At 66.5% G+C, this 19,290-nt stretch carries 18 protein-coding genes and 1 pseudogene; 4 read left to right on the forward strand and 15 right to left on the reverse strand.

Translation table 11 applies throughout. The annotated features are described in order from the left end of the window. Positions 1 to 153: 153 nt before the first annotated feature. From QM748_RS16465 to QM748_RS16480, 4 genes are all read right to left on the reverse strand, one after another. Positions 154 to 1,011, reverse strand: a complete 858-nt coding sequence (locus QM748_RS16465) for a replication initiator protein A (protein WP_415248093.1) — start codon at positions 1,009 to 1,011, stop codon at positions 154 to 156. A 26-nt stretch (positions 1,012 to 1,037) separates the two neighbouring features. Next, positions 1,038 to 1,319, reverse strand: a complete 282-nt coding sequence (locus tag QM748_RS16470) for a helix-turn-helix transcriptional regulator (RefSeq protein WP_024069220.1) — start codon at positions 1,317 to 1,319, stop codon at positions 1,038 to 1,040. A gap of 111 nt (positions 1,320 to 1,430) precedes the next feature. Further along, on the reverse strand, positions 1,431 to 2,201 hold the full coding sequence (locus QM748_RS16475; RefSeq protein ID WP_415248094.1) for a DUF2285 domain-containing protein: 771 nt from the start codon (positions 2,199 to 2,201) through the stop codon (positions 1,431 to 1,433). Positions 2,202 to 2,544: 343 nt separating this feature from the next. Continuing rightward, positions 2,545 to 2,895, reverse strand: a complete 351-nt coding sequence (locus QM748_RS16480) for a DUF2958 domain-containing protein (protein WP_415248095.1) — start codon at positions 2,893 to 2,895, stop codon at positions 2,545 to 2,547. A gap of 242 nt (positions 2,896 to 3,137) precedes the next feature. Between QM748_RS16480 and QM748_RS16485 the strand changes: the two genes are divergently transcribed. Continuing rightward, a complete protein-coding gene (locus tag QM748_RS16485; RefSeq protein WP_016254210.1) occupies positions 3,138 to 3,434 on the forward strand; it encodes a helix-turn-helix domain-containing protein in 297 nt (98 codons plus the stop codon). Positions 3,435 to 3,798: 364 nt separating this feature from the next. Here the strand turns inward: QM748_RS16485 and QM748_RS16490 are convergent, their stop codons facing one another. Beyond that, positions 3,799 to 4,113, reverse strand: a complete 315-nt coding sequence (locus QM748_RS16490) for a DUF736 domain-containing protein (RefSeq protein WP_091570701.1) — start codon at positions 4,111 to 4,113, stop codon at positions 3,799 to 3,801. 828 nt (positions 4,114 to 4,941) lie between these two features. Between QM748_RS16490 and QM748_RS16495 the strand changes: the two genes are divergently transcribed. Next, on the forward strand, positions 4,942 to 5,460 hold the full coding sequence (locus tag QM748_RS16495; RefSeq protein ID WP_415248096.1) for a GNAT family N-acetyltransferase: 519 nt from the start codon (positions 4,942 to 4,944) through the stop codon (positions 5,458 to 5,460). A gap of 128 nt (positions 5,461 to 5,588) precedes the next feature. Here QM748_RS16495 and QM748_RS16500 read toward each other — a convergent pair whose 3' ends face one another. The 6 genes from QM748_RS16500 to QM748_RS16525 all read right to left on the reverse strand — a co-directional run bounded on the left by QM748_RS16500 (position 5,589) and on the right by QM748_RS16525 (position 11,016). Further along, positions 5,589 to 5,798 carry a hypothetical protein gene (locus QM748_RS16500; RefSeq protein ID WP_019726277.1) on the reverse strand — a complete coding sequence of 70 codons (210 nt, stop codon included), beginning with the start codon at positions 5,796 to 5,798 and terminating at the stop codon, positions 5,589 to 5,591. A 62-nt stretch (positions 5,799 to 5,860) separates the two neighbouring features. Then, positions 5,861 to 7,906, reverse strand: coding sequence for a ParB N-terminal domain-containing protein (locus tag QM748_RS16505; protein ID WP_415248097.1), 2,046 nt, complete (start codon positions 7,904 to 7,906; stop codon positions 5,861 to 5,863). Between the two features lie 80 nt (positions 7,907 to 7,986). Beyond that, entirely contained in the window at positions 7,987 to 8,817 is an 831-nt protein-coding gene (locus QM748_RS16510; RefSeq protein ID WP_415248098.1) for a DUF932 domain-containing protein, read from the reverse strand. 715 nt (positions 8,818 to 9,532) lie between these two features. Further along, complete coding sequence (locus QM748_RS16515; RefSeq protein ID WP_415248099.1) at positions 9,533 to 9,811, reverse strand: hypothetical protein; 279 nt, start codon at positions 9,809 to 9,811, stop codon at positions 9,533 to 9,535. 65 nt (positions 9,812 to 9,876) lie between these two features. Continuing rightward, complete coding sequence (locus tag QM748_RS16520; RefSeq protein ID WP_415248100.1) at positions 9,877 to 10,227, reverse strand: DUF2958 domain-containing protein; 351 nt, start codon at positions 10,225 to 10,227, stop codon at positions 9,877 to 9,879. A gap of 279 nt (positions 10,228 to 10,506) precedes the next feature. Further along, positions 10,507 to 11,016, reverse strand: a complete 510-nt coding sequence (locus QM748_RS16525) for a JAB domain-containing protein (protein ID WP_023101689.1) — start codon at positions 11,014 to 11,016, stop codon at positions 10,507 to 10,509. A gap of 468 nt (positions 11,017 to 11,484) precedes the next feature. Between QM748_RS16525 and QM748_RS16530 the strand changes: the two genes are divergently transcribed. Beyond that, entirely contained in the window at positions 11,485 to 12,180 is a 696-nt protein-coding gene (locus QM748_RS16530) for a helix-turn-helix domain-containing protein (protein WP_415248101.1), read from the forward strand. Between the two features lie 24 nt (positions 12,181 to 12,204). Here the strand turns inward: QM748_RS16530 and QM748_RS16535 are convergent. Together QM748_RS16535 and QM748_RS16540 are read right to left on the reverse strand one after the other, a co-directional pair. Further along, positions 12,205 to 13,348, reverse strand: a pseudogene (locus tag QM748_RS16535) (PDDEXK nuclease domain-containing protein). Beyond that, a complete protein-coding gene (locus QM748_RS16540) occupies positions 13,345 to 14,550 on the reverse strand; it encodes a tyrosine-type recombinase/integrase (RefSeq protein ID WP_415248102.1) in 1,206 nt (401 codons plus the stop codon). Before QM748_RS16540 ends, QM748_RS16535 begins: the two are co-directional and overlap by 4 nt. A gap of 255 nt (positions 14,551 to 14,805) precedes the next feature. Here QM748_RS16540 and QM748_RS16545 point away from each other — a divergent pair, with 255 nt between their 5' ends. Beyond that, entirely contained in the window at positions 14,806 to 15,150 is a 345-nt protein-coding gene (locus QM748_RS16545; protein WP_415248103.1) for a nitroreductase family protein, read from the forward strand. A gap of 53 nt (positions 15,151 to 15,203) precedes the next feature. Here the strand turns inward: QM748_RS16545 and sstT are convergent, their stop codons facing one another. Further along, positions 15,204 to 16,433 (reverse strand): serine/threonine transporter SstT, encoded by a 1,230-nt coding sequence (gene sstT / locus QM748_RS16550; RefSeq protein WP_415248104.1) that lies wholly within the window; start codon positions 16,431 to 16,433, stop codon positions 15,204 to 15,206. Positions 16,434 to 16,605: 172 nt separating this feature from the next. Beyond that, positions 16,606 to 19,254 (reverse strand): GNAT family N-acetyltransferase, encoded by a 2,649-nt coding sequence (locus QM748_RS16555; protein WP_415248105.1) that lies wholly within the window; start codon positions 19,252 to 19,254, stop codon positions 16,606 to 16,608. Between the last annotated feature and the right edge of the window lie 36 nt (positions 19,255 to 19,290).

A 19,290-nucleotide genomic window follows, 5' to 3' on the forward strand; every position in this document is an offset into this window, starting at 1 on the left:
AAATTAAGTTAGGGAAGTTAGAGGGCGCGCAAACCCAGTGCTGGCGCGGGTTTGCGGCCGATTGGCACGCCTGATAGCACGATAGTCCCACGCCTGATAGCACGATACCCCGCACGCCTGATAGCACGACGCCATTCACAGGCTTTCCCCGAGTTATCCCCGTGCCGTATGCGGCACGGGCCGGAAGGTCAGCAGTTCCATGCCGTTGTCCGGCATCCGCTCGATGCCCAGGACGTAGCCGGGCAGCGACTGCCGCGCGACAAGCGCGCGCAGGTCGCAGGCGAAGTCGTAGGGCTTCGCGGTGCTGCCGGATTTCTGGTGCAGGTAGCGGAAGTCGAACTGCCAGCCGTATGCCTGCTTGCCGCCGTGCTTGCGCACCAGCCGATACAGCCACCGTTCGATGCCGCCGGTCAGCCGGAAATACGCCGGGTCGATGGTCAGCACCAGGGCGGCATCCAGCACGCCCGTATAGAACCAGTCCGGCAAGATCAGCTCGATGCCCAGCGGTGTGCCGCTGGCATCGGCCAGCTCCTTCCATTCGTTGATCCACGAGAAGCGGTGCAGGCGTCGCCCGGTTGTCTCGCGGATGGACGTGGCCACCGTGGTCGATTGCAGGCGATCCAAGGCCGCTTTGAGGCGCTGGTAGTCGCGCAGCGACTTGCCGCGCCCGATGAAGCGCAGGATCTCGTAGGGCGTCGCGCGGATCAGCCGCGAAGGCCGCAGGCCCGCATCCTTCGCCTCCACGATCTGCGAGGCCGCCCAAATCAGCACATCGGCATCCCAAATCGTGGCGATGCCATGCTCCTGCGTGCCTTCCACGCGGATCGTGACGTTGCCCGCCCGGAAGTCGATGGGCTTGACCCGCTTGGACTTGGCGAGCGAGAAGAACGGATAGGCCATCAAGTCCTGGCTGTCGCGCGGTGCCATGTCGCCCGGCAAGGCGCGGAACAGGTCGAGCTGTTCGCGTTCTTGCGAGGGCCGCTGCCGGAATGGCAGCGCGGAGATGGACATGGCTGTGGCCTGGCGCGCGCCAGCGATCAGCGCGCACGGCTGTCCGCCGAGTGGTGCTCGGCGTACTCGGGATCGGAAGTCGTCTCGAAGCTGCGGTCGGACGCCCAGGCGTCGAGGTCAGCCACGGCGTACATGACGCGCCGGCCGAACTTGCGAAAGCGTGGCCCGCCGCCGATCACGCGCTGCTTCTCCAGCGTGCGCGGCGACAGGCGCAGGTACTCGGCGGCTTCGTCGTTGGTGAGATAACGCTGCGGCTGCGCGGCAGCGGTCGAGACAGTGGCGGCAGGCCGCAAGGGAGCTGGTCGCATGGGATGAACCTCCATCAAGCCCGGCCACACCACGCAGCCGGATGGAGGCACTTTCGAGAAAGCGAGGCTGCTTGCTAAGGGACGAATTGCAGGGGCTGCAAAACTTCCCCCCTACTGCAACGGCAGTGGCGGAAGTTGTGCGAGGCGGCGATAGCCGCCGCGCATCAGCGCATCGCCACGGCGCACCAGCCGACGCACGCGGGCGCGCAAGGCACCGTCCTTGTGCCAGTCGGCCGCGACGGCCTCCACGCCGAACAGCCCTTCGGCCACTTCGCGCAAGGACGCGCCCGCCAGGGTCGCGTCGAGCGCCTGCAAGGTGTGCAGCTCCAGCAGTGCGGCAGGCGTGGGCCGGGAACGGGCCGCCGCCGCAGGCGCGGCAACCGTGGCGACGGCCAGGGCGTCGAGTTCAGCCGCGAGCGTGCGATAGCGCGCGCAGGGCGTGGCGCAGGCACGAGTGGCGTAGAGGTAGGCCACGCCGTCCTCCAGGCCCGGCGCGAGCGCGAGCCGCAGGCAGCAGCTGGGCCAATGCGACACCAGCACCAGGCGCTTGCCGTCGTGGATCAGTTGCTTGCGGCCGGGAACGCGCCAGAACTCGAAGGCATGGGCTTCGGGTGGCGGGTCGGCGTCGGGATAGAGCTGCACCACGGCATCGTGGTCAGGGAACCAGGCCGGATGCGCGTCACGCGCATCCAGGGCTGGGTCTTCCAGCAGGCGCAGGCTCCAAGCCTGCGCTGCGTCCGGTCGGCGGCGACGGCGCAGCCAGTCGCGGCGGTAGTCGGGATTCCTGCGCAGGTATTCCCAGGCCAGCGCGGGGCCGTCGAGGTGCAGGACGTAGAGATAGGCGGCTGTCGGATACCAGTGGTCGGCGCTGCGATCAGTCATGGCGAAAGCTCCCTGTGCTTGGGATGCGTCGCCACGATTTCCGCGATGCGGGAGCTATCGAAACGCCATCAGGTCATCATCAAAAACGGTTAAGCTGTAACTGTCGGTGTCAAGACCGTTTGGCTCCGGCGTGTTGGGGAAATCGTCTGAATGCGACGGCTGCGCCACCCGGAAATGGTGCGCGGCACCGGATACCGTGCCGCAGCCCGCGCCAAAGATCAGGACTGTTTGCGGCAGACTGGCATCGCTCCGGTGCATCAATGCCGATTCAGACCTGCCCGGTCTTGACCAAGACTGAAATAGTCACAGTGCGCCACGGCTGGCCGGGCCGCGCTGGCGTTCATCAGTCCGTGATCGCGTCGTTCTCCTGCGCCAGCCGGACGTACTCCGACAGCGGGCGCACCGCCTGGAAATACCGATCCCGCTGCACCGGCAGCTTGCGCGGCCCGACGATGCCAGCCAGGTCGGACAGCCTGACCGTTCCCAGCGAGGGCATGCCGATGCCGAGGTCGATCAGGCCATAGGCCGTATCGCCATCGGCGGGGTCGAGCGACACCAGCAGCCAGGTCACATGCGCGTCGGGGGTGAACAGGCGCACCACCGGCAGCAGGTCGAGGCGCTGGCCAGCGGCGAGCGCCGCGCCGTGGGCCAGCAGCCGGGCGCGTTCATCAGCGGTGACAAGCGGCAAGGTCATGGGCAGAACCCCCACGGAACCGAGGGTGCGTGTGGAAACACGGATGCACAAGCCATCGCATCCGTAGAAGAACGGAAGCGCAGAAGCGCAATTGCAGGAAGCCGGAAAGACACGGATGCGATTCCCCGGTTCTGTGGAAATCCGTAGATACGGATTTCCGTAAAAGCACGGAACAGCGATTTTTCGTCACTGAGTTAAAGATAACGTGGTTTTAATTGTCCTGCGATTTGACGCTTCTGTCTATGCAGAAGCGATCCGTCCAACCCGGCCGCCCGGCCGGTGCCACCACCTTCGATGCCGAACTGGCGCAAGCCTTCGGCGCGGCGGTGCGCGCGCTACGGACGGAACGAGGGATCGCGCAGGAATCGCTGGCACACCTGGCCGGCATCGAGCGTTCGCACATGGGCAAGGTCGAGCGCGGCGAACACATGCCCACGCTGGCACTTATCTTCAAGATCGCCGGCGCACTTGAATGCAGCACGGCGGTATTGATGAGCGAGGCTGAAAGCCAGCTCGCGGCGGCAGCGGCCCAGCCGTAGGCGCAGGCCGGGTAAGCCGGGCCGATCCGGCGCAGCCGGTTCGGCGGTGTTCAAGGGGCGTCAAGCGCAGCGCGGCGGGGATAGCCCGCAGGGCTTTCCCCTGGAGGCAAGCAAAGCGCGCAGCGCCGCCAGGCGCGAAGGCGTGAGGGATTGAAGCCGAATGGACATGACGCCGTTGGCGGCATGGGGCGCAGCCCGAAAGCCCGGCGGCGCATCGCGCCGACACGCCATGCCCTGACTGCAACGGTAAACATCGCTGCACCCAATGGAAACGCAACCCCATACGGGCCACTGCCTGCCGCCAAGTTCGGAGCGAACCAACAGCGCAGCGCCCCGCCGTGTGGCGGGGCGCTGCGGGCGGCGGTCACGCCGCCTGGGGCTTGCTGCGCGACCAGATCAGGTCGTGCGTGCCGTCCTCGCCTTCAATCAGGCGGGCATAGACGGTGGCTGGGAACGATGGATCGTCGAGGGTCACGGAGATGTACTCCCGCCCGGCCTCGCTGGTCTTCTTCCACGCCGCACCGATGTCGTGGCTGGCCGCCTGCAAGCGGAAGTCAGGGGCCTTCTCGTTGTCCCCCTTGTCGTTGGGAACCAGCTTGACCTTGACGTTGAGCGTCAGGGTGCGAAGCGTGCCGGTGAAGCCGTCTTTGTCTGCGGTGAAGGTGCCGATGGTGGCCATGATGTTTTCTCCTTTCGGTTGAACAAGGTTCGCGCCCATCGCGTCCTTGTTGTGATCCGGCCGGCGGGGGACGGGCTGGCTGCACCGCTTGCGGTCGAAACGCAGTGGAGAACCGGGAGGCGAAAAGAATTTGCTGCGCGAGGAAGCCGCGCAGCGGCGGGGAAATTGTTTTCGCCGGACGGTTGCAGCCATGAAGCCCGAGGCGCAGCCGCGCCACCGCCAGGATTCACAACGAGACAAGGACGCCTTGGGCCGAACCGCTCCGAAAGGAGATGGGGCCGGCTCGGCATCCCCGCATGAAGGCTGCACCGGCCCGCCCGCTGACGCGGGCCAGGTCAACCACCCGACGACAAGCGAGAACGCCCCTGCCGCACCTTGCAGCGCAGGCCTTGAGGCGTGGCGTGGAAGCTCCATAGCGATGCCGGGCGGGCATACCGTGAACTGGCGTGAACCGTCCTTCGTGACGTGATGGGTACGAACCGCCAGCGTTGAGGACGGCCTGCATTTGCACAACCTGCCGCAGCAAGCGCCAGCGTGTTCGCCAGTGCCGCGCCCATCGCGGCGGGGCGCTGGCCGGGCCGATCCGGCGTAGGCCGGTTCGGCGGTATCAAGGGGTGCCAAGCATCGCGCGGCGGGGATAGCCCGCAGGGCTTTCCCCTGGAGGCAAGCGCAGCGCGCAGCGCCGCAGGCGCGAAGGCGTGAGGGATTGAAGCCGAATGGCCGTGACGACAAAGACGGCACGGGGCGAAGCCCGCAAAGCCCGGCGGCGCATCGCGCCGACACGCCCAGGCCGTTCTATATTTTCAGGAAGGAAATCAAAACAGACCCATGACCATCCAGCTACGACACGAAACCCCGGACGACATTTCCGCCATCGAGGCAGTTACGGTGGCCGCCTTTGCCGATGCGCCGCACACCAGCCACACCGAGCACTTCATCGTGCGGGCCTTGCGTGCCGCCGACGAGCTGACGCTTTCCATCGTGGCCGAAGAACGCGGCCAGGTCGTCGGCCACGTCGCGCTGTCGCCGGTGACGATCGCCGATGGTCACGGGCGAGAGGCCGAAGGCTGGTATGGCCTGGGGCCAATCTCCGTCCTGCCGCAAAGGCAGGGAAACGGCATCGGTTCGCGCCTGATGGAACAGGCGCTGTCCGAACTGCGAGCCATGCAGGCCGCAGGCTGTGTGCTGCTGGGAGATCCCGCGTATTACGCGCGCTTTGGTTTTCAGGCCCACGCGGGTCTGCAACTGCCGGGCGTACCGCCCGGCTACTTCATGGCGCTGGCCCTGAGTGGGCCAGTGCCGGAAGGCGTCGCGCATTACAGCGATGCCTTCAACGCCGCCGCCTGAGCCACCGCGAAGGCGTCGGCGTTTTGGTTCGGCTGTTGGCCTTGAACACCGGGCGCGGCCACCGCCGCGCCCGGATTTGCATTTCACCGCGCCCAGGACGGAACGGCCTGGGCGCGGTGCTGTTCGGGTTATTCCTTCGTCTCGATGAGCCACCACACGGCACGCGGCAAGGCGCGGCCCGTGATGGGGTGAATGTCGGTGAGGTCGGCGCGGGCTGACCAGCCCGAGGGCGGGCGGTAGCCGCGCACGTCGCCATCGCCGTGCCAGCGGCGGGCGCGTACCGTGCCGGGAGCGTAGATCGCCGCCATGCGTGGGCGGCTGGTGGTGGTGCGGGTCATGGGGCGTTCTCCTTCAAGCGAAGCGCCCCGGTCGAGGCCGGGGCGCTTGCTGTCGGCGCAGGTCAAGCGGCCAGCGCCACGGCGGATTCATCCGCCATTGCCTCGGCATCCTCCGGGGCGTCGTCCTGCTCCTGTGGCTCTGCCTGCGTGCCTTCGGTGGCGAAGATGGCGGGCATCCAGCCGGTTCCATCCGCCAGCCGCTCGGCTTCGCTGGCAATGTCGACCTTCTTCAACTTCGCCAGCCGGGTGACATGCGACGGGGCGAACTGCTCCACGGCTTTCAGAATCGCAGCCTTCGGTACATGCCGGAAATAACCCTCATCGGTGGGCTTCCACCATGCGGCCATGTCCAGCCCCACGGCCTGCGCCAGTTCCTCGCCCGGCTGCTGCCGCGTGGCGCGGGGTGTCACCACGTCCACCGTGACGGCCACGCATACCGCCAGCAGCCGCACCAGTTCGTCTTGCGACTTCGCCAGCAGCGCGGCGAACAGTTCGGCGCTGTTCTGCGGCAAGGTTTCACCGGCCACCTGTTGCAGTTCGCGCAGTGCCACGGCGGCGGGCGATTCCGGCCAGTCCGGGGCCATGCCTTCCAGCCGGTCTTGCACGTTGAGGCGCACGCCGAGCGGCAGATCGTGGCCGTGGTAGCTGTCTTGCAGCACCGTTTGCACCATGCCATGCACCAGAGCGGTCAGCGCCACTTGCGGATGCCGGGCGACTTCGATTTGCAGCGCGGCGGTGCGGTGGGCGCTCAACCGTTGCGACAGCCGGTCGGACATGGCGGCGGTCTTGGGCTGCTCGTCATCCTCGCCTTCGTCGTCGTTCCCGGCATCCTCGCCGCTGAAACCTTGGCGCAGGCGTTCCAGCGTGCGCAGCGCCTTGGCCTCGGCCTCGCGCAGCAGGCCGCGATGGATGACGGCTTGCCCGTTGCGGTCGATGGTGACGATGGCACCGGCTGCGGCCTTCACGGTCGGGCTGTAGTCCTGCAAGCCATCTTCCAGCGCCTGCAACTGCTCGCCCACGGCTTCGCCTTCTTCCTGCAAGGCGTCGGCCTTTTCCTCGTCGTCGGCGTCCAGCGCGTCATCCACGGCTGCGGCCAGTTCCTGCATCTTGGATTGCAGCTTTTCGATGCGCTGCGCTTCGCGCTTGGTCAGTTCGCGCCGCTCACGCGGGGCACGCTGGAAGGCGTGCAGGTCGGCATGGGTCACGCCCGGCGTGGCATCCACCCACGCCCAGCCTTCGGCCTTCACCTCGGCGGCGATGCCCGCCAGCTTGTCTTGCGCCTGCCGTTCCAGCAGTGCGGCATCGGTCAGATACACGCCCGCGTCATCTTCTGCGAACAGGTCGCGGCGGATGCCGCCGCCTGCGGCTTCGTAGGTGTCCAGCCCGACGAAGCGCACCAGCGGATGCCGGTAGGCGTCGATTTCCCTTTCGGTGAGGCGGTCGCGCAGCGCGGACGGCTGGCGCTGCCACGTCGGAGCGTCGTAGAAGGCGGCTTCCTGCGCGGCGTGGTCGTCGGTGATGGCAAGGGCCATCAACTGGTCAAGGCTCACGGCATCGGCCCGATAGTCGGCCATCAGGCGCGGCGAGACATTGGCGAGTTTGAGGCGGCGTTGCACCACCAGCGGCGTGACGGAAAAATCCGCTGCAATGTCCTCGATGGGTCGGCCTTCGGCCACCAGCGCGGCGAATGCCTCGAACTGGTCTGCGGGGTGCATGGCTTCGCGCTGCACGTTCTCGGTGAGGCTGGCGGTGCGGGCCGTGCCATCGGCCACCAGCAGGCAAGGCACCTCCCATTCCTTGCTGATGCGGTGCTTCTTCGCCAGCAGCTTCAACGCGGCCAGCCTGCGGCCACCGGCCACGACTTCGTAATGCTCGCCATCGGCGGATGCAATCACGATCAGGTTTTGCAGCAGGCCCACGCGCTGGATGCTCGCGGCCAGTTCGGGGATGGACATGCGCGGGGTCTTGCGCACGTTGCGGCCCGTGGGGCGCAGCACCAGCCGCGACAGCGGAACCAGAATCAGGTTCTTGGTCGGGTCGGCGGCTTCCAGCGGGACAGCGGCGGCGGCATTGACGGCGTGGGCTTCGGTGTAGGTGATGGCGTTCATGGTGATAACTCCTAACGGTTCAGGGATGCAGCAGCGAGGGATGCGGCAAGGGCTGCTGCCTGCCCCTGCCGCGTGGGGAATCAGGCTTTCAACTGGCGCAGGCCATCGGCCAGCATCCAGAGGGCGCGATTGAGGCGCACATCGGAATCAATGCCCTGCACGGGGCGGGTTTGCTGGCGGCGTCCGTTGGCGCTGCGGCCATGCAAGCCGCCTTTGGTCAGGTTTTCTTGCGTGCGGTTGAACACGCTCCACAAGTCCGGGCGGCGGTCGTCGAACCGGCGCGGCATCAAGATTTGCGATTCGGTGATGGGCGCGGGCTTGTTGTCGGTGGGGTCGTACTTGAGGGCCAGCGCGGAACGGGCGAATACTTCGGCTTCGCCATCGTCCAAGGTGATGCCGCGCATCAGGTCGCGGGATTCCTTCACACGCTCGAAGCCGCGCAAGACTTCGTAAGCGCCTTCGATGACTTGCCCGGAAACGTCGCCTTTGTGGGGCACGCGCACATCGGCCACGGTGTCACCGCACACAAGGCCATTACTGCACACGAACCGGAACATGCCCGCGAGCATCTGATAGCTGCTCGTGCCATCGTGCGAGTTCAACAACACGATTTCATTGGCCTCCGCGCCGTTGATCTGGCTGGCGTGGCGCAGGCGAATCATGTGCTTGGTGTGCTCGCGCTTGCCTTCATCGCGCACGCGGGTCTGCGTCACCATGAAGGGTTGAAACCCCTCTTTGCGAAGCTCGGTCAGCACGGCGGCGGTGGGGATGTAGGCGTACCGCTGCGAACGGCTCTCATGCGGCGCGTCTGCGAAGATGGACGGCGCTACGCGGTGAATCTGGTCATCGGATAGCGGGTAGTCGCTGCGCAGCGAGGGGGAACGGGAAGCGAAACGGGATGCGAGTTGCATGATCTTTCTCCTGACAAAAAGAGGTTTGCTGTTCACACCGCACACCGGATTCCAAGATTCGGAGCCCAGCTTTTCGGCTGTTTGGTGCGGTCGGCACGAGGAACCCGGTTGGCCCTGTTGCCACCGTCTTTCCTGAGTTCATCGCCCGCGACGGTCAGGAGCGCGCGAACGGGTGCCGTCAAGGAGAAAAGCGCAGGGTTGGTGCGGCCCGCAGGCGCAGCCGAGGACACGGCCCTGCGCGCCTTGACGGCACACGGGCGCGGGCTACAGTCGCGGACAAGGTGATGAAGTCAGGGGAGACGGCTGGACATGGCAACGGCCTTCCCCTTGCGCTGACCGCACGGCAAGCGAAGCGCGCAGGCCCGAAGCTGGAAGCCGGGCCGGAGGCGTCAGCCGAGCGGAGCGAGGGAACGATGGAAGCCCGTCAGGGGCGAGACGCCGCAGGCGGCTCGATGCGCTACGCGCACGACAGCGCGACCGGCCATCTCCCAGGTGGCCGGGGACGCCCAGCCTTCAAGGTTCGATGAGCACCAGGCGCAACATGCCCCGCGCATCGGGAAGCGGGTTCTGCTGTGGCTGCGGATTTCTGGCCGATCCGGCGCAGCCGGTTCGGCGGTCTTTAGGGGTGCCAAGCCTCGCGCGGCGGGGATAGCCCGCAGGGCTTTCCCCTAGAGGCAAGCGCAGCGCGCAGCGCCCCGCAAGGGGCGCGAAGGCATCAGGCCGAGTCGTCAGGGCGCAGGCTGGATTGCGCAACCGGCATCCACGGCGCTGACGAATCGAGGTAGTAGCGCATGCCGCGCGCATACAGTCCCGAAGGCTCGGTCGGGCGGTAGAACCCGGTGATGCGGCTACGGAACTGCACGCCGTATTCGTTGGTGTAGATCACCGCGTCACCGATCTTGAAGCGCAGCGGCTGGCCGTTCTCCGGCGCGAACGGCTTGAGCGCATCATGCTGCGCGGTGATTTCGATGATGTAGTCGTGATGGCTGCTCATCGCATTGATCTCCTGTGATGGTCGAGAAAGCGCAAGGAGCGCCTTGCGGCGCTCCAAGGGCGAAGTCAGACGACGATCCGCCCGGCCAGCCGCGCATCGCGCGCATAGGCGCTCAACCGCTTCTCTCCACGGAAAGACAGATCGCGCTCGATCGGCAGGCCCAGCCCGCCGCGCACGCTCGCCAGCTCGTCCAAGCTGACCCAGCCGATTTCCGGCTCCCCCAGGCCCAGGTCGCAAAGACCGAAAGCGTGGTCGTGGTCATCGGGATCAATCTCGGTCAGCAGCCAGGTCGCGCCGCCGTCCGGCGTGAACAGCTTGACCACCGGGGTCGGGTCGAAGTCCGGGTTCTCCAGCGATGTGCGGCCGTTGGCCAGCAGCACGATGCGCTGCTCGGCAGTGATGAGTACGTTGTTCATGGTGAACTCCTGAAAGGTTGCCGGGCGGAATTGCCCGACCCTTCCGGGGCACGGCGCAGCGCAAGCAGTCAGGGGTCGCAGACGGCCGCCAGGACGCAAGCGCGCATGGCGCGCAGCCCTTGACGGCGAGAACGCCGTGGCACGATGAGGGGAACAGCAAGACCGCCTCCCTCACACCTCCACGCACCCCGGCTTTCGGCAAGTGCGCAGCACGCGCAGGCCCGCGAGGGCCGGAGTTGCGTCATCGGGCGCAGCAAAAAGGGGCCGAAGCCCCCAAGGTCAAATCAAGCCGCGTTCGGCGAAGGATGCCGTGCTGTTGCCCGCGACGATGACGTGATCCAGCACGCGCACGTCCACCAGCCTCAGCGCCTCATTGAGCCGCTGCGTCAGTACCTTGTCGGCCTGTGACGGCTCGGGGTTGCCGCTCGGGTGGTTGTGCGAAATGATGACCGCCGCCGCGTTGTGCCGCAGCGCTTCCTTGACCAGCTCGCGCGGATATACCGATGCGCCGTCGATGGTGCCGCGGAACATCTCGGCGTATTCGATCAACCGATGGTGTGTATCGAGGAACAGCACCGCGAAGACTTCATGCTCGAAGCCGGCCAGCTTGGCGCACAGGTATTCCTTGACCGCCGCCGGCGATGTGAACGACGTACCGCGCTGCATCTTGCGCTCGATGGCCTGGCGCGCGGCGTCCAGAATCTGCTCGGCAGTCGCCAGCAGGTAGCGGCCCTGCGTGTCACGCACCATCAGCGAGGAATCGAACGAGGAAAAGGACAGTTGCGACATGATCGTGCTCCGGTTGCTCGGGCGGAATTGCCCGGAACCGTGGCCAGCACGGCGCAGCGCAAGCAGTCAGGGGTCGCAGACGGCCGCCAGGACGCAAGCGCGCATGGCGCGCGCCGCCCTTGACGGCGAGAACGCCGTGATACGGTGAAGGGAGCAGCAAGACCGCCTACACCCCGCCCACTGCACACCCTCGGCTTTGGGGGCAAGCGGAGCGCGCAGGCCCGCCAGGGCCGGAGGCGTCAGTGATGGAAGCCCGCATGGGGCGAGACTCGCGCAGCGAGGCTCGATGCGCAGCACGACAGCGCGACGGCGGAACGCCGGGACGCACGGACTCCCCCTTGAATATCCTTGCGAGCCCTATGCGGTATTTATAGTTGTCTGTCGGCCGGCTGTCGGGTTGCTGTCGTGTTGTCCTTGTTCCTGGCTCCCCATACTTCGTCACGTCTGCTGAAAACGATGGAGCCACCCATGAATGCTACAGAACATGCCCAACAATCCCGCCTGCTGACGCCCGTTGAACTGGCTGCGTTCATCAAGCTGTTCCGCGACATGCGCCAATGGTCGCAGGAGCAATTGGCCGCGATTTCCGGCCTCAACGTGCGAACGATCCAACGAGTCGAGAAAGGCTTTCCCGCCAGTCTCGATACCCGCCGTGCCCTTGCCCGAGCCTTCGACTTCGAGGACATAGACGTGCTCAACAAGCCGTTCGCCATCCCATCCGAGGAAGAAGCCAAGGCGGCAAAAGAAAAGTTCGACCAGGAGCACGTCACCCTCACGGCGATTGCACTGACCACGGGTAAGCAGTTGGCCAAATTGGCGGAAACCTGCTCGATGGACTTGTCGGAACCGGCTTTCGAGCTGACCCGCGAGGCAGATGAGAGGTTCGCCATGCTGGTGGATTACCTCCGGGACTACCGCGACTGCGCCGATCACTACAGCGAAACGCAGAAGTTCGACGTGTACGACGAAATGCAATCCCACATCGACGCACTCAAGGCGCTCGGCGTCTCGCTGCGCTACGCCACGCGCAAGATGCAGGTGAAGTGGGGAACAGATGCGGATGCCAAGCCGATGCCCGCCACGATGCTATATGTGGTCGGCTTCCCGCTCGGCGAAGAACCCGAGCAATTCGCAACGCCGAAGTCTGGGGGCATCCGCCTGTAAGGCGTAGAACCTCAACGCACACGCTCAAGTGCGCGTCACGCCGCGAGACTCCAGTATGAGCCGCGTGCGCTCAAGCTCTTGTTGCAGCAGTTCGGCATCAGGCAGCACGGTTCGATAGTTAGCCGCCATGACCTTGGTGGGCAACCCCTCCAGGGCATACCGCGCCAGCGCGTGGCCCTTGTCGGCGCACAGAATCAGGCCCACGGGCGGATTCTCATCCGGGTATGCCCAATGCTTCTTGGCATAGTTGCAATACATATGCATCTGGCCCACGTCCGCGTGGGACAGACTGCCCAGCTTCAAGTCGATGATGACCAGGCAGCGCAACTTGCGATGGAACAGCAGCAAGTTCCACCCGATACCACGTCTGGTCGATGCGCAAGCGCCGCTGCCGTCCAATGAAGGTGAACCCTTCGCCCAGCTCCAGCAGAAAATCCTCCAGCCGCTGGATCAGCGCGGCCTCCAGATCGGATTCGGAATATTCGTCCTTGAGGTTCAGGAACTCCAGCACATAGGGGTCTTTGATGGCGTCGCCCGGCGTAATGGCATCCTCGGGCCTCGGCGCAGCGCCTTTGACCAGCATCGCCGCCTTGTCCTTGGACAAGGCCGTGCGCTCGTAGAACTGGCTGCCGATCTGCCGGTCAAGCTGGCGCACGCTCCAGCCGCCACGCAGCGCCTCGGCCTCGTAGAACCGGCGGGCGTAGTCATCCTTGACCATCAGCAGCCGCACATAGGCTGACCACGGCAGCGGAAACATCTGGGCCAGCTCGTCCAGTCGCGAAGGCCGCACCAGCAGGGGACGGCCTTGTGACGGCGCGGGCAAAGATTCGCTAGACACTGTCTGGCGAATTGGCCAGGTCAGGAAGAACGACCGCATCTGCTGCAAGTTCGGGCGGCTGAACCCGCGCCCGAACTGCGCGGTCAGGTCGGCCGACAGCCGCTCGATCAACTGTTCGCCATAGCCTGCACGGCGCTTGCCCTGCTGTTCGGCCTCCACGATGCGCCGGCCAATCTCCCAATAGCTGGCCGTCATCAGCGCATTGACGCTGCGCGCCGTCGCGCGGCGGGCGGCATCGAGCACTTCCACGATGCCGCCGTGAATGCCTGCGTAGCCGGTAGGCACGGCGGCGGGGAATTCCCCCGCCGCTTGAAGCGGTTTCTTGGTCATGCCGTGGCCTCCGCAGCGCGGGATGCACCTGTGATCGTCTTGCGCCGGTTCGCCACCAGTTCAGCCGCTTCGCGCACCGGCTTGTCCTCGGTATGGACGTAGCGCATGAACATCGCCACGGTCTTGTGCGCCGTCAGCGCCATCCCGACCTTGACCGGAATGCCCGAGTTGGCAATGTCAGTGGCCGAGCGGTGCCTGATGCCGTGCGTGCCCACGTGGGTCACGCCGGCACGCTTGAGGATGCGTGTCCAGCCGCCGTAATACTCGCCGTTGCTCATGTGCTCCCCCGGATGGTTCGGAGACGGGAACACGTGCGGGCAACCCTCCTGGCGCGGCGCGGTGGACAGCAGCCGGTAGGCTTCCTCGCTCAAAGGCTTGGACATGCCGCCGGTCTTGCTGTCGGGCCAGACCACGCGGCGGTTCTCCAGATCCACCCAATCCCATTGCAGCGAGGCGATCTCGGAGCGTCGGCCCGCGAACTCGAATTGCAGCCGGATCGCCAGTGGCAGGACGGCATGATCCAGCCCCAGCCCATCGGTTTCCAGAAAATCGAGATGCCGGAACAGCTTGCCCATTTCCTCGTCGCTGATGAGGTGGGTGGACTTGCCGTTGGGGTACATCGGAACGTGCCGGCACGGATTGGTGCCGTCAGGCCGATAGCCCCACACTTCGGCCAGGTTGAACATCTTGCGCAACACGCTGAACGTGCGGTTCGCGTCCGCAGGCTTGTGCGCCATCTTCTTCATCGCCCCGGCAACGTCCGGGCGCTTCACGTCCTGCACCTTCATGCGGCCCAGCAGCGGGATGATGTTGTTGTCGATGCACTTCTGGTAGCCGACCTGCGTGCTGGGCTTATTGCGCTGCTTGGAATGATCCTCCATGAACTTCGTGCACAGTTCCGTGACCGTAGGGGCGGATCGGGCCGCTGCCTTGTCGGCGGCCGGATCGCCGCCCCGGCGCACCTGGGCCAGCCATTCCTGCGCCAACGAGCGGGCTTGTTCAACGGTCAATTCCCCGTACAGGCCCAGGGCGGGCTTGCGCCGCTCGCCGGCATTCGTGCGGTACTGGAGCATGAACACCTTGCGGCCCGCTGGTGTAATCTTGCACAGGAAGCCGGGCACCAGCGTATCCCGGAGTTCGACGGCCTGCGCCTGGGGTTGCGCCGCATCGACTGCGGACTTGGTGAGCTTGATTTTCGCCATGATGACTCCTCGGAATGACCCGATTCCCAAGAGCCTCATAGGGGCCACCAGCAGGGAAGTCAGGTCAGGTTTCGGAAAGCACCGGCATATGTTGAACTCGCCTAAGTTATTGATAAACCTGCTGTATCGGGCTTGGGCGTAGTCCAGCAAAGTTCGGTGCTGGAGTCATGGTGAAATGAAAAACTGTGGAACCTCACGCGCGAGGTGTTGCGCCCGCGCGTGCCGGCGGATGCCTTCGGGCCGACGGATGCCAGGATGAGCGCCTTTGCAGCCGGCGCCGGAACGGTGCTGTTTTTCGAGGACCAGGACGTGATCGCGGAGCTGCAGCGGAAATTCCCGCTGTACGCCGACAATTTCCCGACCTTTGCCGAACATTCGGCCGGCATGGCGCAGTTCGCCGTGTGGACCGCGTTGGCCGAGGCCGGCATCGGCGCCAGCCTGCAGCACTACAACCCGGTGATCGATGAGGCCGTGGCGAAGGAGTGGAGCCTCCCCGCTTCGTGGCATCTGCGTGCGCAGATGCCCTTCGGCTCGAATCTAAAGCCGTTCGCCGGGAAAACCTTCATCGCGGACGAACTGCGCTTCAAGACCTTCCGCTGAGGCGGCTTGCCGGCTGGGCGCGGTTCGCCGCGTCCAAGCCGTTTCGCTTGTGTTTACAGCTTCAGCGGCTCGCCGCTCTCGGCTGCGCACACGGCGGCGGTGAACACGATGTCGGTGGAGGAGTTGAGCGCGGTTTCCACCGAGTCCTGGACCACGCTGATGATGAAGCCGATGCCGACCACCTGCATCGCCACGTCGGCATCCATGCCGAACAGCGCGCAGGCCATCGGGATCAGCAGCAGCGAGCCGCCGGCCACGCCCGAGACGCCGCAGGCGGCGAGCGAGGCGACGACGCACAACAGCAGCGCGGTGGGAATGTTGACGTGGATGCCCAGCGTGTTGGTGGCGGCCAGGGTCATCACCGTGATGGTGACGGCGGCGCCGGCCATGTTGATCGCGGCGCCGAGCGGGATCGCGATCGAGTAGGTGTCCTCGTGCAGGCCCATGCGTTTGCACAGCTCCATGTTCACCGGGATGTTGGCCGCCGAACTGCGGGTGAAGAAGGCGGTGACGCCGCTTTCGCGCAGGCAGGTGAACACCAGCGGATAGGGGTTGCGGCGCATCTTCCAGTAGGCGAGCAGCGGATTGAACGCCAGGGCGACGAACAGCATGCTGCCGACGATCACCAGCAGCAGGCGGCCGTAGTCGAGCAGCACGCCGAAGCCGGATTCGGCCAGCGTCGCGGCCACGAGGCCGAAGATGCCGAGGGGCGCGAGGCGCACGACCAGCCGCACGATCGACGACACCGCATCCGAGATGTCGTTGAGCATCGTGCGGGTGGTCGGCGAGGCATGGCGCAGGGCGAGGCCGAGGGCGATGCCCCAGGCCAGGATGCCGATGAAGTTGGCCTCCTGCACCGCCTTGACCGGGTTGGTGACGATGCTCAGCAGCAGGTTCTTCATCACGCCGAGGATGCCGCCCGGCGGTGCGGCCTCGACGGCCGGCACGGTGAGGGTGAGCGTGGTCGGGAAGGCGAAGCTGGCGACCACGGCAATCGCCGCCGCCCCCAGCGTGCCGACCAGGTACATCATCAGGATCGGCCTGATGTAGGTGGGCTGGCCCTGCCGGTGGTTGGCGATCGAGGCGATCACCAGCACCAGCACCAGGATCGGCGCCACCGCCTTCAGCGCCGAGATGAAGATGTCGCCCAGCATCGACACGGCCTTCGCGCCCTCGGGCGAAACCAGGGCCAGCACGATGCCGAGGACGAGCCCGATGGCGATCTGGGCCACCAGGCTCAGTTGCGCCAGGCGCTGGAATGGGGTGAGTTCTGCGGTGTTCATTGGGGGATGATTCCTTGTGGCTTGGATCTTCGCCGGGCGGCCGGTCGATGTGTGCAATGCACAAAAAGGTGGACTTCATCATTCGCGGACGCTCACCGCAAGTCCGCCGCAGGAAGTTTCCCGATGCCTGCCCGGCGAGGCCGGCGCGGATTCCGTCCGCGCCGGCCGGTGTTTACTTGCCGTGCAGCGGCTTGGTCACCCGCCTCAGGGTGTTCTCTTCCGGGTGGGGCTGGACCAGGAAGCCGAGGCTGTGCATCAGCCGCAGCATCTTGCCGTTGTTGCCCAGCACGTCGCCGAAGATGGCGCGGTAGCGCCGGGCGCGGGCGACGTCGATGAGCGCGCCCATCAGGCGGCGGCCCAGGCCGTGGCGCTGCCAGCCGTCGCCGACGACGAGGGCGAATTCGACCGATTCGCCGTCGGCGGCGAGGACGTAGCGGGCGCTGCCGATCATCTGTTCGGCGCCGCTGTCGTCGGTGGTGGTGGCGATCAGCGCCATCTCGCGGTCGTAGTCGATCTGAGTGAAGCGCGCGACCATCGCCGGGCTCAGTTTTTCGATCGGCTCCATGAAGCGCATCAGCCGGGTCTCGGCGCTCAGCGTGTCGAAGAAGGCGAGCAGCAGCCCGGCGTCCTCGGGGCGGACCGGGCGGGTGCGGATGCTGCGGCCGTCGCCGATCTGCCAATCTTGCACCAGGTGCAGCGGATAGGGATGGATCGCCATGTGGGCGTAGCGGTCGCTGCCGGCGGGCAGGCCCTGATCGATGGCGATGCGGGCATCGGCGGCGATGGCGCTGTCGGCATCGACGATCAGCGGGCCGATTTCCAGCTCGCGCACCCAGGGCAGCTCGCAGACGAGATCGGACACCGACACCAGCACCGCCTCGATCGCGCTGCGCTTGAGCACGCAGGCGCTGCCATGGGGGCCTTGCGCTGCGGCCGGTACCGCCGAGTCGATGAGGTCGCGCGCCAGCACCGGGTTCAGCGGCGGCAGCGCGAAGCAGCGCGGCGCCGGGGCGTCCTGCGGCCCCAGGCTGATGACCGGGCCGAAGGTGGCGTCGCGGCTGACGCGGATGCTGAATTCGCGCGCCTGCGGGCGGTACAGGTAGGGCTCGATCGAGACGCCGTCGATGCGCGCGCCGGGGTGGCGCTGGCGGATGGCGTTGACGATGTCGTGATAGGCGTTCCACACCGATTCGGCGGTGTTGAGGTTCAGCCGCACGCCGCCGGCGTCGGACTTGCTGGCGATGTCGCTGGCCTCGATCTTCATCGCCACCGGGAAGCCGGTCTGCTCGGCGACGAACAGGGCCTCGGTAGCGTCGCGCGCGACCGTGCTGGGGGTGACGGCGATGCCGAAGCTGCGCAGCAGCGCTTTCGATTCCATCGCCGACAAGGTGTGGCGGCGCTGGTTGAGCAGGGCCTCGACCAGCATGCGCGCACCGCCGCTGCGGGGCTGGGCGCTGCCGGCGGCACCGCCCGCGGTCTGCAGCAGCAGCGCCTGGCTGCGGTGGAAGCGCGAGATGTTGTGGAACAGCTCGATCGCCGCCTCCGGCGAGCTGAACACCGGGATGCCGGCCTGGGCGAGCAGCGCCCGCGCTTCAGCCACCTGGCCGCCGCCCATCCAGCAGCAGCACAGCTTGAGCCGCAACTGGGCGGCCAGGTCGATGATCTCCTGTGCGACTTCGACCGGCTCGACCAGCGCATGCGGCGACAGGATCACCAGCAGGTTGGACACCGCCGCATCCTCGGCCAGCGCGAGGATGGCGTCGCGGTACAGCAGCGGCCCGGCATTGCCGCCGAGATCCAGCGGATTGTGGCAGCGGCGCTCGCGCCCGCCCAGGCGCTCGAGCGCGGCGATGGTCGGCGAGCCGAGGCCGACCAGTTCGGTGCCCAGCTCCCGCGCGTGGTCGGCGGCGAGGTCGGCCGGGCCGCTGCCGTTGGAGACGATGGCGAGGCTGTCCTCGCGCGGCTGGAAGCCGCAGGACAGCGCCTTGGTGGCGAAGAAGAGCTGGTCGATGTTCTGTACCCGGACCACGCCGGCGCGGCGCATCGCGGCATCGAAGACGAGGTCGGCCGGCGCCGCGCGCTGGCCGTCCGGTGCGTCGCCGTGGCGGCCGGGCTTGAGCACGATGATCGGCTTGACCCGCGCCGCCGAGCGCAGCGCGCTCATGAAGTGGCGGGCGTCGTGCACCCGGTCCACGTACAGCAGGATGTAGCGCGTGCGGTAGTCGTGGGTCAGGTATTCCAGGGTCTCGCCGAAGTCGATGTTGACCGTGCCGCCGAGCGAGATCACCGACGAAAAGCCGACCTCGTTGGTCAGCGCCCAGTCGAGCATCACCGAGCACATCGCGCCCGACTGCGAGACCAGGGCGATTTCGCCCGGCTTGACCGCGATGCGGGTGAGCGCGGCGTTGAGTCCGCTGTCCGGGCGGGCGATGCCCAGGCTGCCGGGGCCGAGCAGGCGCAGCCCGGTCTCGCGTGCGCTGTTGACGATGCGGCGTTCGAGCGTGTGGCCGGCGGCGCCGACGATGACGGCGTTGCGCACGCCGTGGCGCCCGCATTGCGCGACGACGTTGTGCAGCATGCGCGCCGGCGTGGCGATGATGGCGAGGTCGAGCGGGCGGCCGACGTCCTCGAGCGACGGCAGGCAGGGGTGGTCCAGGATGCTGTCGTGTTTCGGGTTGATGGCGTACAGCGTGCCGCGGTAGCCGCCGTCGAGCAGGTTGCGGAACAGGATGTTGCCCACCGAGCCGGGCGTGGCCGAGGCGCCGATGACGGCGATCGAGGCGGGGTCGAAGGCGGAGCTGAGGGCGTGCGGGCTGGTCATGGTCGGCGCCTGGTGGCGAGGGTGAGGTTTATTTGA

This window comes from Thauera sp. (assembly GCF_047601425.1).
Taxonomy (GTDB): Bacteria; Pseudomonadota; Gammaproteobacteria; order Burkholderiales; family Rhodocyclaceae; genus Thauera.